At 70.5% G+C, this 14,180-nt stretch carries 8 protein-coding genes; 5 read left to right on the forward strand and 3 right to left on the reverse strand.

Annotated elements, in window-relative coordinates; genetic code table 11:
• Positions 1-144: 144 nt before the first annotated feature.
• A complete protein-coding gene (locus ACIP5K_RS27135) occupies positions 145-1,647 on the forward strand; it encodes a hypothetical protein (RefSeq protein WP_401413578.1) in 1,503 nt (500 codons plus the stop codon).
• A 21-nt stretch (positions 1,648-1,668) separates the two neighbouring features.
• Here the strand turns inward: ACIP5K_RS27135 and ACIP5K_RS27140 are convergent, their stop codons facing one another.
• From ACIP5K_RS27140 to ACIP5K_RS27150, 3 genes are all read right to left on the reverse strand, one after another.
• Positions 1,669-3,093, reverse strand: a complete 1,425-nt coding sequence (locus ACIP5K_RS27140) for a PP2C family protein-serine/threonine phosphatase (RefSeq protein WP_401413580.1) — start codon at positions 3,091-3,093, stop codon at positions 1,669-1,671.
• Between the two features lie 281 nt (positions 3,094-3,374).
• Positions 3,375-6,356 (reverse strand): CARDB domain-containing protein, encoded by a 2,982-nt coding sequence (locus ACIP5K_RS27145; protein WP_401413582.1) that lies wholly within the window; start codon positions 6,354-6,356, stop codon positions 3,375-3,377.
• Positions 6,357-6,394: 38 nt separating this feature from the next.
• Positions 6,395-8,605 (reverse strand): discoidin domain-containing protein, encoded by a 2,211-nt coding sequence (locus ACIP5K_RS27150; RefSeq protein WP_401413584.1) that lies wholly within the window; start codon positions 8,603-8,605, stop codon positions 6,395-6,397.
• A 481-nt stretch (positions 8,606-9,086) separates the two neighbouring features.
• On the opposite strand from ACIP5K_RS27150, the gene ACIP5K_RS27155 reads away from it, so the two are divergent.
• The 4 genes from ACIP5K_RS27155 (at position 9,087) to ACIP5K_RS27170 (ending at position 14,159) form a co-directional block, all read left to right on the forward strand.
• On the forward strand, positions 9,087-10,421 hold the full coding sequence (locus ACIP5K_RS27155; protein WP_401413586.1) for an ABC transporter substrate-binding protein: 1,335 nt from the start codon (positions 9,087-9,089) through the stop codon (positions 10,419-10,421).
• A gap of 86 nt (positions 10,422-10,507) precedes the next feature.
• Positions 10,508-11,440 carry a carbohydrate ABC transporter permease gene (locus ACIP5K_RS27160; protein WP_401413588.1) on the forward strand — a complete coding sequence of 311 codons (933 nt, stop codon included), beginning with the start codon at positions 10,508-10,510 and terminating at the stop codon, positions 11,438-11,440.
• Positions 11,441-11,444: 4 nt separating this feature from the next.
• The gene (locus tag ACIP5K_RS27165; RefSeq protein ID WP_401413590.1) at positions 11,445-12,431 is read left to right on the forward strand and encodes a carbohydrate ABC transporter permease; all 987 of its coding nucleotides are present in this window, start codon (positions 11,445-11,447) and stop codon (positions 12,429-12,431) included.
• Between the two features lie 123 nt (positions 12,432-12,554).
• The gene (locus ACIP5K_RS27170) at positions 12,555-14,159 is read left to right on the forward strand and encodes a glycoside hydrolase family 13 protein (RefSeq protein ID WP_401413592.1); all 1,605 of its coding nucleotides are present in this window, start codon (positions 12,555-12,557) and stop codon (positions 14,157-14,159) included.
• Positions 14,160-14,180: the final 21 nt, after the last annotated feature.

Consider the following 14,180-nt stretch of genomic DNA (forward strand, 5'->3'; position numbering starts at 1 on the left):
CCGGGTCGGGGTGGCGCATTCCTACCTGACACCCGGGGGGCTGGAGCACAACAGCTGGCGCACCCTGGCGAACCGTGGCGAATAGTCGCTCAGCAACTGACAGGCGGCTACTGTCATTTTCAGCCGAGAACCTGGGGGCTTGAAGTGAGCGGACAACCCAACACCCGCCTGAACGACCTGTTCGGCCTGGCCGGCTGGTCCAAGGGCGAGCTCGCGCGACTCGTCAACCGGCAGGCGGCGGCCATGGGCCACCCCCAGCTGGCGACGGACACCTCGCGGGTGCGGCGTTGGATCGACATGGGAGAGATCCCGCGCGATCCGGTGCCACGCGTGCTGGCGGCGCTGTTCACCGAGCGACTCGGCCGTGTCGTGACCATCGAGGATCTCGGTCTTGTCCGGCACGGGCGCGCGGGGAAACGGCAGGGCGGCGGGGGCCTGGAACCACAGGGCCCCGACGGAGTGCCGTGGGCGCCCGAGCGGACAGCTGCGGTCCTCACCGAATTCACGGGAATGGACCTCATGCTCAACCGACGCGGCTTGGTGGGCGCGGGTGCCGCGCTCGCCGCGGGCTCCGCACTCAGCACCGCCATGCACGACTGGCTGCACACCGACCCGGTCCTCGCGGCCGACGCTCCCCGGAGCACCGATCCCCTCTCCTCGGCGGGCGCCGCCGACCCGGCCGGGTTCGACCGCTACGAGGCGGCCCCCATCGGCTCGCAGGAGATCGAGGAACTGGAGCGCTCCGTCGAGGTGTTCCGGGCCTGGGACGCCTCCCGGGGCGGCGGCCTCCAGCGCAAGGCGGTCGTGGGCCAGCTCAACGAAGTCGGCGGAATGCTCTCGTACCGGCATCCCGACCATCTCCAGCGGCGCCTGTGGGGCGTCGCCGCCAATCTCGCCGTGCTCGCGGGCTGGATGTCGCACGACGTCGGCCTGGAACCCACGGCCCAGAAATACTTCATCATCGCCGCGCACGCCGCGCGGGAGGGCGGCGACCGGCCGCGCGCCGGGGAGGCCCTGTCCCGGGCGGCCCGCCAGAAGATCCATCTCGGCGCCCCCGACGAGGCGCTCGACCTGATGAAGCTCGCCCAGTCCGGCGCGGGGGACGAGGTGCTGCCCCGCACCAGGGCGATGCTCTACACCATCGAGGCGTGGGCCCAGGCGTCGCTCGGCAAGGGCCAGGCGATGCGGCGCACCCTCGGCCGGGCGGAGGACCTCTTCGTCTCGGACAAGGGAGACGTGGAGCCGCCCACCTGGATGCAGATGTTCGACGAGGCGGACCTGCACGGGATGCAGGCCCTCGCCTACCGCACCCTCGCCGAGCACGAGCCGGGCGCCGCCGTCATCGCCCAGCAGCACGCCAGGGAAGCCCTCGAACTGCGCGCGGGCGGCCGGGACCGGTCGAAGATCTTCGACCACCTGTCGATGGCGTCGGCCTGCTTCATCGCCGACGACCCCGAGCAGGCGGACCGGTACGCGCGCCTGGCGCTCTCCTCGATGGGCGCGAACTCCTCGCACCGCACCTGGGACCGGCTGCGCGAGATGTACCGGCTCACGGGGCAGTACGCCGGCTACCCGAAGATCGAGGACCTGCGCCAGGAGATCAAACTGGCGCTGCCGAGGAGCGCGGGGAAGCGGATGCGGGCCTGACGCCGGTTCGCGGCCGGGCCGTCAGGAGTCGATCCTGGCGACGAGCACACAGGCGTCGTCCGCGCGCTCACCGTCGGCGCACGCGTCGGTGACCACCTGCACGCACTCCTGCGCGTCGCGGGCCCGGGCCAGCTCGGGTGCCAGGGCGAGCAGCCGGCCCGCGGCCGCCTTCTCGCCGCGCCGCGGCACCAGCGCGTCGGTGTGCAGCAGCAGTACGTCACCGTCGCGCAGCCGCACCTCGGCCTGCTCGTAGACGGCGCCGGAGGTGGCGCCGAGCAGCAGGCCCCGAGGAGGCGTGAGCGCACGCCCCGTCCCGTCGCGGAAGAGCAGCGGGGCGGGGTGTCCCGCCTGCGCCCACGCCAGCGTGCGGTCCGCCGGGTCGTACCGGCAGCACAGGGCGCTGCCGAGGGCGGGGCGTACGGCGTTGTCCAGCAGGTGGCCGAGGCGGTTGAGGAGGTCGGCCGGCGGGGTGTCGCACACGGCCATGCCGCGCAGCGCGCCGAGCAGCATCGCCATGCCGGAGGTGACGGCGACGCCCTGCCCGGTGAGGTCGCCGACGGTCAGCAGCGTCTTGCCGTCGGGCAGCTCCAGCGCGTCGTACCAGCTGCCGCCGGTGGGCGGGCCGGCGGCGGAGGGGAGGTGCCGGGCCGCGACGTGCAGGCCGCCGGGGCCGCCGTGCGGGAGCCGCAGGGAGCCGCGCCACGGCGGCAGCACGGCCTCCTGCAACTCGACCGCGAGCCGGTGCTCGGTCTGCGCGATGTGCCGCTGGCGCTGGAGCGAGTCACGGGTCTCGCTCACCGCCCGCTGGCTGCGGCGCAGTTCGCTGACGTCGCGCACGACCGCCCACATGGAGGCGGTCGAACCGTCCGCGTCGAGCACGGGTTCGCCCATCATGTGCACCGTGCGCGCGGTGTCGTCCGGGCGTACGACGCGGAACTCGCCGTCGATGGGCTTGCCGTCGATCAGGCAGTCCGTGACCATCGCGGTCAGCTTGGGCCGGTCGTCGGCGTGCACCACGGCGGACAGCTCGTCGAGGGTCAGGGCGGGGGAGCCGGGGTCGCGGCCCAGGATCTCGTACAGCTCGGGGGACCAGGTGACCTCGTCGGTCAGGAGGTTCCAGTCGGCGCGGCCGACACGGGTGGGCGTCGGGTCGGCGGGCCGGCCGGCGGCCCGGCGCATCGCCGGTGCCGCGCCGCTCGGCGCCGGGCCCTCCCGCAACTGGGCCAGGTGCCGGTCGAGATCGCGGAGCTGGTGGGAGGCCAGCTCGTACAGCGCGCGCTGCCAGCGGGCCTCGGGGGCGCTCTCGTCGGGTACCGCGTCGGCGCAGTCGCGGCGCACCGCGTCGACGTCGCCGAGCAGCCGGCGCGCCTGGTCGATCAGCGCGTCGACGGTGCCACGCTCCGGCGGCTGGCCGGCGGAGCGGTCCGCGAAGACATGGGACGACATGACGGACTCCGATGCAGGCGCCGGGTCGACCGGGGCGGACGGAAGGATCGCTCACGACTGTGGCACAGGGCGCCTGGCCTCGTAAGGCATTTGGCCATACACGATGCGGTGGTGTCTCTGACATATGCCTTTGTCCTCCAGGGGCCCCCTCCAGGGTGACTGAACCGTACGGATGAGCGAGTGCGGCGTACCTGGGCTACGTCCGACGACGTGCCGCCCGGACCTCGTGTGCGGGGGTCCGGGCGGCATGCCTTACGTGAGACGTGGAGCGGTGGTGCTGTCTACCTCCCCATGCGGGTTCCCGGCCGGGTCGCGGCCGCCGTGTTGGGGCTGCCGTTGATGACGAACTGGGAGCCCGGCTCGACGAGCACGTCCCCGTCGCGGGAGTCCTTGATCGTCACGCCCGAGAGGGTGGCGCTGCCCCGGGCCCCGCTCATGGCGAGGATGCCCGAGCCGTTGACGGACTTGGAGATCGACACGTTGCTGACCTTCACGTCCGGCATCGCGCCGCCACCCGTCTTGAACTGGATGCCGTCATACGTCGAGTCCTGGATGTCGGTGTCCCGGATGGTGACGCCCGGAATGTTCTGGCCCTGGGCGAACAGGGTGATCGCCCCGAACTCCTGGTCCTCGTTCCAGAACGCCCCGCCCGTGCGGTACAGGCCGTTGTTCGCGATCAGCGTCTGCCCGGAGAAGGGCAGCGGGTCGTGGTCGGTCGCGAGCATGATGCCGGGGTAGTTCGCCGTGTCGTACACCAGGTTGTTCTCGATCTTGTTCCCGTAACCGCCGTACACCGCGATGCCGTTGGCCCGCCACGGCAGCTGCACCGTGTTGTTGCGGAAGACGTTGTCGTGGCCGACGTCGACCGAGGTGTCCTTGACGTACTTGTTGGCCCACACGGCCAGCGCGTCGTCACCGGTGGTGCGGAACGACGAGTTGTAGACGCTCGAATTGCGGGTGCCGTTGGAGAAGTTGATGCCGTCCGCGTACGTGTCGCGGATGCGCATCCCGCTGAACTCGAGACCGTCGGCGGGGTTCCACAGCTCCGGGATGTTGCTGTAGTCCCGGCCCACCCAGACGGCGACGTTGGCGTGCTCGATCCAGACGTTGGAGATCTTGGTGTTCTTGCCGAACCGGCCGTTGAGGCCGACGCCGCCCTCCGCGTTGCCGTCGCCGCCCCGGATGGTGCCCGAGCCGAACACGGCGATGTCGGAGATCTTGGTGTTGTCGTCGATGTCGAAGCCGAAGTTGCCCTCGTGCGGGTGGTTGATGCCGCCCGCGTTCTGCGGCGCGGTCAGCGTGTAGAGCTGCGAGTGCCACATGCCGGCACCCTTGATGGTGACGTCACGGATGCCGACCTGGTTGTACTGGCCGCGGTTGAGCGGGTCCTTGGTGAGGATCTTCTGCTCCTGGCGCCACTGCCCGGCCGGGATCCACACGCAGGCGATGTCGCCGTTCTGGTCGGCGGTCACCGCCTTCTGGATGGCCGCCGTGTCGTCGTTGCCGTCGTTGGGCACCGCGCCGTAGGCGGTGATCGACGTGCACTCGGCGGGCTTGCTCGTCGGCGGCGCCACCTGCTCCAGGTCGATCAGGTCGACGATGTAGTACGAGGCGTCGTCGCCGGAGTCGCGCTGCAACCGGAAGGTGGTGCCCTGCGGGTAGGTCTGGGACAGCAGCGCGTGGGTCTCGTCGAACAGACGGCGGGCGTCACCGCCGGGGCTGTTGGTCAGGCCCTCGGGGTCGTCCGTGTGGCCGTAGAGCCAGCTGTGCTTGGAGGACAGGTTCAGCTTCTGCACGAAGGTGCCGTTCGCGTACAGGCTGAGCGTCTTCTCCTGGCCGCCACCGCCCGGCGCGTCCGGGATCGAGTTGCGCACGACGATCGAGTTCGTCGCGCTGGTCGAGGTGAACTGCACGTACTCACCGGTCGAGTTGAGCCGGACCGACCTGCGGCCCGAGGACTCGCTGGCGAAGTTGGTGTGGCCGAAGGTGCGCTTGGCGTCCGCCGTCAGCAGGGTGCCGGTGTACGAGCCGCTCTCCGCCTCGTACTCGACGTAGGGCACCGCCGCGCCCCGGCCGACCACGATGGACCGCGCCAGGACGTTGTTGCCCTCGTTCGTCTCGGCGACCTGCCCGGTGGCGTCCGCCGTCGCGGTGAGGGTGGCACCGCCGCTGGCCGCGGTCCAGGTGCCGCTGAGGGCGACATCGGCGCTCGCGCCTGCGGCGAGGGCGGGCGTCGTGCCGCTGAGTGTCGTGGTGCCCACCGTCAGCCGGGTCACGGAGCCGGCCGGCACCGCGCTGGTGCCGCGGTTGTGCACCTTCACCGAGAACGAGACGCTCGCGCCGACCGCCGGGCTGGCCGGGTTCGACGTGATGTCGGTGACCTCCAGGTCGGGACCCGGGGTCTGACCGACCGTCAACTTGGTGTCGGCGGTGCGGCTGTTGTTGGTCTCGTCCTGCTCGTTGATCGCGTTGGTCGGGTCGACCAGCGCCGAGACGGTGTAGCTGCCCTCGGCCCGCTTGCCGATCGTGACCGGCACCGTCGCCGACGCCCCGGCGGCGAGCGCGGGCACGGCCACGCTGCCCGCGACCGTGCCGCCGACGCTCACGTCCACGGTGGTCGCCGCGGCGGCCGCCGTACCGGCGTTGCGCACCGTGGCGTTCACCTTGACGGTGTCGGCCTCACTGGGCTGCGCGGGCGTCCAGGACAGCGCGGACACCGTCAGATCGGGGTTCGGCGCCGGAGTGCCGTGCACCTCCAGCTCGGCCACCTGGCCGCCGTAGCCCGCGGTGTTCGACGAGATCTTCAGCTGCACGTCGGAGTAGCGCCCGGACACCGGGATGGTCACGGTGTTCTGGTTGCCGGACGGGTTGAAGGTGTAGTCGGCCCGCGCCTTGACCGTGCTGAACGCGCTGCCGGACGCCGCCCGCCCCAGCACCTCGATGCTCTGCGTGCGGGTGGCCCAGGCCGGGTCCGGGTTCAGCTTCAGGACGAGCGAGTCCAGGTCGGCGTCGGAGCCGAGCTTCACCGTGAGGGTCGACGGGCTGCCGCTCGCCTCCCAGTAGCTGCCCGTGCTGCCGTCGACGGCGTTCTTCGCGACGTAGTTCTGGATGGTCGACGACGCCTCGACCGGCTTGTTCAGGGCCAGGTTCGGGCCGGCCGCCGCCGGCGCCGCCTGGGCGGCGACGGGCAGCAGCCCGAGCGTGCTCAGCGCGGCGCCGAGCAGGACGGCGGTCAGCCGCCGGCTTCTCTGTCTGTGTCTCACGACGTGGTCCTCTCGGGGGTGGGGGATGCGGGGGCGGATCACTTCAGGTACGCCTCGACCTCGCTGAGCTGCGCGGCGGGCCAGCCCGTGTTGCCCGTCACCTGCACCCGCAGGTGGCGGGTCGCGGGCGACGTGTCGGGCAGGGAGACGGTCACGGTGTTGCCGGTGGCCGGATCGAAGCGGTAGCCCTTCGACGCGGCCAGCGTGGTGAACGACGATCCGTCGGTGCTGCCCAGCACCGAGAGGGTCTGGGTGCGCGCGCCCCAGGCGGCCGACGGCGGCAGCTTCAGGACGACCCGCCGCACGGCCTGCGCCGAGCCGAGGTCGACGGTGAGCGCCTGCGGGAAGGCGTTGCCGGCCGACTCCCAGTACGAGTTCGCGTCGCCGTCGACCGCCTTGCCGGGGGTGTACACGTCGACCGAGCCGGTGGCCGTCGCCGGGCGGCCCTGGGCGAGGTTGCGGGCCGGGTCGGGGTCCGGGTTGCCGGCGCCGGGCTGCGGCCAGGCCGAGCAGTTCCCCCAGGTGCTGGACCAGCCGGAGTTGCCGCCGCCGTCGGTGAGCGTGAAGGTGCCGGAGCCCGCCGGGTAGGGGCAGTTGTAGACGCCGGCCGCACCGACGCCGGTGGCCTTGAGGTTGCTGATCCGCACGGCGCCGGGCGTCTCGGCCTGCACCACGACCGTGCCGACCCTGTCCACGGTCGACCCGTCGACGGTCACGTTCTTGACGGCCTTGCCGGTGCCGCCGCCCGAGACGAACTCGTAGGCGCTGTAGGGGCTGTCCTTGATCGTGGTGTCGGTGATGCTGACGTTCGCCTCGATGGCGCTGTCGTACGCGTCGACGCGCAGCGCGCCCATCGGGTGGCCCCAGTTGGGGTTGAGGGCACCGGCGCGCACGAGCGTGTTGCCGGAGACGGTGATCGTGCCCGCGAGCGGGGAGAAGGGGTCGAGGAACTTCTGGTTGGAGATCGCGATGCCGCTGCCCAGCGCGTTGGTGTCCTGGACCAGGTTGTCCTTGACGGTGATGTCGGTGCCGCCGTAGATCGCGATGCCATTGGCCAGGTTGGGCTGCGAGATCGTGTTGCCGGCGAACGTGGAGCGGGTGTCGGCGCCGTTCAGCGACCACATGGCGAGCGCGTCGTCGCCCTGGTTGCGCAGGAAGTTGCCGCGGACCTGCACGCCGTGCGCGTTGCCGTTGAGGTTGAGGCCGTCGGCCGTCGTGTCCAGGACGCGGTTGTTCTCGACGATCAGGTTGTCGTTGTTGCCGGTCAGCCAGAAGCCGCACTTGAGGTGCTGGAGCCACATGCCGGAGACGGACGAGTCCGGACCCAGGGAGCCGGTGACGAAGTTGTCCGGGCTGTTGTCGACGCGCTCGGTGACCTCGCCGATGACGGCGAAGTCCTTCAGGTGCACCTTGCCCGCGGAGCCCGACTGGTCGATGAAGTGGGAGGAGCGCACGACGGAGTACCAGCTGCCCGCGCCCTGGATCGTCACGTTCTCCACTCCGCCGAGCGCGGAGCCGACCTTGAAGGTGCCGGCCGGGACCCAGACGGTGCCGCCACTGCCCTTCGCGGCGCTGATCGCGTCGCGGAACGCCTGGGTGGAGTCCTGCTGACCGCTCGCGTCGGCGCCCTTGTCGACCACCGAGACGGCGCCCGCGGGCTTGGTGGCGGCCGCCGCGACCTGCTCGAAGTCGGCCACGTCCACGGTGACCTGGGTCGAGGCGGCCTCCAGCCGCACCTTGTCGCCCGCCTGGAGGTTCCGGCCGAGCAGCAGCCTGGCGTTGTCAAAGAAGTGGTGCGTCTTGGTGCCCGCGATCCAGGAGGTGTCGACGTAGCTGTACTTCGACGTGACGGCCAGGGACGAGGAGAGCCGGGTGCCGTTGACGTAGACGGCGAGCGAGCCGGACTGTCCGTCGGGCACGTTGTAGGCGACGTTCACGGCGTTGGCCGCTCCGGTCAGCGTGAACTCGACGCTCTGGCCCGCGTTCAGCCGTACGGCCTGGCGGCCGGAGGCCTCCGACGCGACGGTGCCCTGGGTGTGGTCGGGGCCGATCTTCTGGCCGCCGGTGACGGCGGACTCGGCCTCGTACGAGCCGAAGGGGAGCGTGGCGCCCGCGGCCGCCGCGGCGGCGGCCCGCTGCGGTGCCGCGTGGGCGGTCGCCGCCCCGCCGACGCCGACCACGGCGCTGACCAGGGCGACCGCGAGGGCGAGGGCGGGGAGACGGCGCGCGGTGCGCACTGGCGAGTACATGACATGGGGGTCCATCTGCGGTGGGGCCTTCCTGGTGGGGGTGGGGAGGTGGGGGTGGGGAGGTGGGGGTGGGGAGGCGGAGAGGTGCCTTCCGGGGAGCGCTGGGCGTCCCGGCCGCAGGCAGCGCTCACTCAAGCATCGGGACCAGGGCAGCACAAGATGTCGGGCAGATACTGCAAATAATTGACAGTCTTGCGTAATCGCTGACCAAGTACGGCTGTCGGCGCCAACGGGGACGCCGTCGGCTCAGACCGTCGCGTCCGGGGCGCGGCGGAGGATCCGGCTCCACTCGTCGCCTGTAGGACGCATGCTTCTTCGGCCTGGAGCGGTTCGGCGCTGACGGCGCATCACCGATGAGCCGTCGTGATGTAGTCGTAATCTTGCAATTTTGGATCCGAATCTTGCGGTCATCTGTGCGCCGTCCTATCGTCACGTCTCGAATCAAGGGCAGTGCTTGGGCTTGACCCCTGGAGGAGCCGTAATGAAGCCCCGTAACCTCGCGATCCTTCTGACGACAGGTCTGGCACTCACTGCCACAGCCTGCGGCGGTGACTCGTCGGACTCCGACGCCGGAGGCAAGGTCAACATCACCGTCGCGTGTCAGCCGGCGAAGACCGCGCCGAAGCAGCGCAAGGCGTGGGACGACGACGTCGCCGCCTTCGAGAAGGCGCACCCGAACGTGAAGGTCAAGAGCACGGACCAACAGCCGTGCTTCGACCCGAAGACGTTCGCGGCGAAGCTGGCCGGCGGGCAGATGGAGACCGTCTTCATGGTCCCCGTCACCAACTACGCGGACGTGATCTCCAAGCGGCAGGCGAAGGACATCACGGGCGACACCAAGTACGTGAAGAACTTCGGTGACATCAAGCAGAACGTGCGCGACATGGTCACCAAGGACGGCAAGGTCTACGGGATCCCGAACGTCAGCTACAGCGTCGGACTCGTCTACAACCGCGCCGTGTTCAAGAAGGCGGGCCTGGACCCGGACAACCCGCCGAAGACGTGGGACGAGGTCCGCGCCGCCGCCAAGAAGATCGCCGGTCTCGGCAAGGACTACGTCGGCTACGGCGAGTACGGCGGCGGCAACACCGGCGGCTGGCACTTCGCCCAGGCCATCTACAGCCGCGGCGGCGAGATGGTCCAGGACCACAAGGCGGCCTTCAACAGCGCCGAGGGCAAGGCCGTCCTCCAGACGCTGCACGACATGCGCTGGAAGGACAACAGCACCGGCAGCAAGGTCAACATCGGCTGGGAGTCGCTGATGCAGCAGATGGCGGCCGGCAAGACGGGCATGATGCTCGGCGCCCCGGACGTCGTCACCGACGTGGTCCAGAAGTTCCAGGGCAAGGTCGACGACTACGGCATCACCGGGATACCCGACGGCAAGGCGTCGCTGACCGGTGGCGAGGCGTACATGGTCAACCCCAAGGCGAGCGCGGCGCAGACCAAGGCCGGCCTGGAGTGGATCGACTTCCAGTTCGACACGCCGGGCAAGGGCCGCTTCGACTTCGCCCGCGGCAAGGCCAACGGCGAGGCCGTCGGCGTGCCGAACAACGACTACATGGGCGACTCGCCCACCGGCAAGAAGCTCGCCGAGGAGCGCAAGACGAACGCCAGCCTCCCGGTCGAGTACTACGAGCCGTACGTCGCGAACTCGACCTCGGTCGAGCCGAAGCTGGAGCCGGAGAAGGCCCAGGAGCTCTACGCGGTCCTCGACGTCGCCATGTCGGCCGTCCTCACCCGTGAGAACGCCGACGTCGACAAGCTGCTCAAGGACGCCGAGACCAAGGCGAACTCGATCCTCGCCAAGAGCTGACGGCACAAGGTTCCGGGGTGTCGCCCACGTGGCGGCACCCCGGGTCGGCACCGCACCGCGGTCGGCGCCGGGAACGGGAGATCACGATGGAAACACTCACGGTGGAGACCGAGCGGCGACCCGCGCCACGGCGCCGGCCACCCTCCAAACGCGGCCGGGCCGCGCGCAGAAATCTGAGCGCCTACGGATTCCTGTGCGCCGCGCTCTTCTGTTTCGCCATGTTCGCGTGGTGGCCGATCGTCAAGGAGGTCCTGCTCAGCTTCCAGTCGACCAACCTGGTCGACCCGCCCACCTGGGTGGGCCTGGACAACTTCCGCACGGTGGTGGACGACCCGGCGTTCGGCCAGGCCTGGCGCAACACCCTGATCTTCACGCTGCTCGCCCTGGTGTGCGGCTACGTCATCCCGTTCGGCGTCGCCATCGTGCTCAACGAGCTGCGGCACGCCCGGGCGTACCTGCGGTTCGTGGTCTACCTGCCGGTGATGCTGCCGCCGATCGTCGCGGTGCTGCTGTTCCGCTGGTTCTACGATCCCGGACCGGGCCTGTTCAACCAGGCGCTGGACTTCTTCGGCCTGCCGACCCTCGCCTGGCTCGACTCCACCAGCACCGCGCTGATCTCCCTGGTGATCGTCGCCACCTGGATGAACCTCGGCTCGGGCGTGCTGATCTACCTGGCCGCCCTCCAGAACATCCCCGGTGACCTCTACGAGGCGGCCGAACTCGACGGCGCCGGCATCTTCAAGCGGATCTGGCACGTCACCATCCCGCAGACCCGGCTGATCCTGCTGCTGATGTTGATGCTCCAGATCGTCGCCACCATGCAGGTGTTCATCGAGCCGTACATGCTCACGGGCGGCGGCCCGGAGAACGCGACGGTCACCGTCGTCTACCTCATGTACCAGTACGCGTTCGTCTACGGCGGCAACTACGGAGCGGGCAGCGCGCTCGGCCTGATGCTCATGGTCGTGCTGCTGGCGGTCGCCGCGGTTCAGCTCCGGCTGACCCGAGAGGAGAACTAGGTCCATGGTCAACACCACCGCCCGCCCGGACGCGGCGGAGCAGACCCCGGTCGGCAAGACCGCCGTCCGCGCATCCGGACGCCCCCGGAACAAGCGCCGCGGCGCCTGGGCCGAGGGCCACACCAGGACCATCGTCTCGCCGCTGGAGCTCAAGTCCCGCTGGGGCCGCAAGATCTACTGGACGCTCCTCGTGTCCGTCCTGCTCCTGTTCACCCTGGTGTTCGTCTTCCCCCTGTACTGGATGGTGACGGGGGCGATGAAGTCGGGCGAGGAGATCGCCCAGATGCCGCCCACCCTCTTCCCCGAACATCCCGACTTCGGCGTCTTCGCCGACGCCTGGCAGCTGTTCGACATCGGGACGCTGCTGAAGAACACCCTGTTCTACGCCGTCGGCGCCTGGCTGTTCGCGCTGGCGGTCGACGTCTGTGCCGCCTACGCCCTGTCCAAGCTCCGGCCCCTGTTCGGGAACGTGATCCTGGCCGGCATGTTCGTCACCCTGATGATCCCGCCGATCGTCGTGATGATCCCGGCCTACATCACCGTGACCGACGTGCCGATCTTCGGCTGGCACCTGCTCAACACACCCTGGGCGATCTGGTTCCCGGTGGCCGCCAACGGGTTCAACATCTTCCTGCTGAAGCGCTTCTTCGACTCCATCCCCAACGAACTCCTGGAGGCGGCCGAGATCGACGGCGTGCCCCCGTGGCGGATCCTGGTCTCGATCATCCTGCCGATCTCCCGGCCGATCCTCGGCGTGGTCTCCATCTTCACGGTCGTCGCGATCTTCAAGGACTTCGTCTGGCCGCTCCTCGTCCTGCCCGACAGCGAGAAGATGACCATCAGCGTGGGCCTGTCGCAGACGGCCGGAGCGGTGACGCAGAACCAGATCATGGCCGGGCTCGTCATCGCCAGCATCCCGATGATCATCGTGTTCTTCTTCTTCCAGCGCAGCATCATGGCGGGCCTGACCGCCGGAAGCCTCAAGGGCTGACCGCGCGCGCACCGCGCCGGGCCCGCAGCCAGTACCACCCCTCAGCACTCCGTCGCCGGCCTCGACCATCCATGCCCCCGCACCGGCCGGCGGCGGAGTCCCACCTGCCCGAAAGGACCTCCCGTGGCAGCTGTTCCCTCGTCCCGCACCGACGACTGGTGGCGCGACGCCGTCATCTACCAGGTGTACCCCCGGAGCTTCGCGGACGGAGACGGCGACGGAGCCGGGGACCTGGCGGGCGTCCGCGCCCATCTGTCGTACCTCGCCGAACTCGGGGTGGACGCGGTCTGGTTCACGCCCTGGTACCAGTCCCCGCTGGTGGACGGCGGCTACGACGTGGCCGACTACCGCACCATCGACCCCGCCTTCGGCACCCTCGAAGAGGCGGAGAAGCTGATCTCGGAAGCCGCCGACGCCGGCATCCGGGTCATCGTCGACATCGTCCCGAACCACGTCTCCGACCAGCACGCCTGGTTCCGCGCGGCGCTGGCGGCGGGCCCCGGAAGCCCCGAGCGGGAGCGCTTCCACTTCCGGCCCGGCCGCGGTGAGCAGGGCGAACTCCCGCCGAACAACTGGCCGTCCGAGTTCGCGGGCGGCACCTGGACCCGGGTGCCCGACGGCGAGTGGTACCTCCACCTGTTCACCCCCGAGCAGCCCGACCTCAACTGGGCCCACCCCGAGGTGCGGCGCGAGCACGAGGACGTGCTGCGCTTCTGGTTCGAGCGCGGTGTGGCCGGCGTGCGCATCGACTCCGCGGCGCTGCTCGCCAAACACCCCGACCTGCCCGACTACGAGGAGGGCGTCACCCCGCACCCGTACGTCGACCAGGACGAACTGCACGACATCTACCGCTCCTGGCGGGCCATCGCCGACGAGTACGGCGGCGTGTTCGTCGGCGAGGTCTGGCTGCCCGACGCCGAGCGCTTCGCCCGCTACCTGCGCCCCGACGAGCTGCACACCGCGTTCAACTTCAACTTCCTCAGCTGCCCGTGGGACGCGGACCGGCTGCGCCGCACGATCGACGACACCCTCGCCGAGCACGCCCCCGTGCACGCGCCGGCCACCTGGGTGCTGTGCAACCACGACGTGACCCGCACCGCCACCCGCTACGGCCGCGAGGACACCGGCTTCGACTTCGCGACCAAGGCGTTCGGCACCCCCGTCGACCTCGCCCTCGGCACCCGGCGGGCCCGCGCCGCGGCCCTGCTCACGCTGGCCCTGCCCGGCTCGGTCTACCTCTACCAGGGCGAGGAGCTGGGCCTGCCCGAGGCGGACATCCCGCTGGACCGCATCGAGGACCCCATGCACTTCCGCTCCGGCGGCACCGACCCCGGCCGGGACGGCTGCCGGGTGCCGCTGCCGTGGGTGGCCGACGCGCCGCACTACGGGTTCGGCTCCGGGGCCGAACCCTGGCTGCCGCAGCCCGCGTACTGGGCGGACTACGCGGTCGACCGGCAGGAAGGGGCCCCCGACTCGATGCTGACGCTCTACCGCACCGCGCTGGAGGTCCGGCGCGCGGGCCCGGGGTTCGGCGACGGGCCGATGTCGTGGCTGCCCGCGGCGGACGGGGTGCTCGCCTTCTCCCGGCCCGGCGGCCTGGTGTGCGTGGTCAACCTGGACGACCGGCCCGCCGACCTGCCGGCGTACGACCGGCTGATCCTGACCAGCGGCCCGCTGGACGGCCAGGGACGGCTGCCGAGCGACACCGCCGCGTGGCTGCGGACCTGACACCGATCGGCATGCGAAGCA

It is taken from the genome of Streptomyces sp. NPDC088785, assembly GCF_044750685.1.
GTDB lineage: Bacteria > Actinomycetota > Actinomycetes > Streptomycetales > Streptomycetaceae > Streptomyces.

Bases quoted from the DNA above. Each gene is read 5' to 3' on its own strand.
- ACIP5K_RS27140 (WP_401413580.1), bottom strand. From the start codon at position 3,093: ATGTCGTCCCATGTCTTCGCGGACCGCTCCGCCGGCCAGCCGCCGGAG.
- ACIP5K_RS27150 (WP_401413584.1), bottom strand. From the start codon at position 8,605: ATGTACTCGCCAGTGCGCACCGCGCGCCGTCTCCCCGCCCTCGCCCTC.
- ACIP5K_RS27155 (WP_401413586.1), top strand. From the start codon at position 9,087: ATGAAGCCCCGTAACCTCGCGATCCTTCTGACGACAGGTCTGGCACTC.
- ACIP5K_RS27160 (WP_401413588.1), top strand. From the start codon at position 10,508: ATGGAAACACTCACGGTGGAGACCGAGCGGCGACCCGCGCCACGGCGC.
- ACIP5K_RS27165 (WP_401413590.1), top strand. From the start codon at position 11,445: ATGGTCAACACCACCGCCCGCCCGGACGCGGCGGAGCAGACCCCGGTC.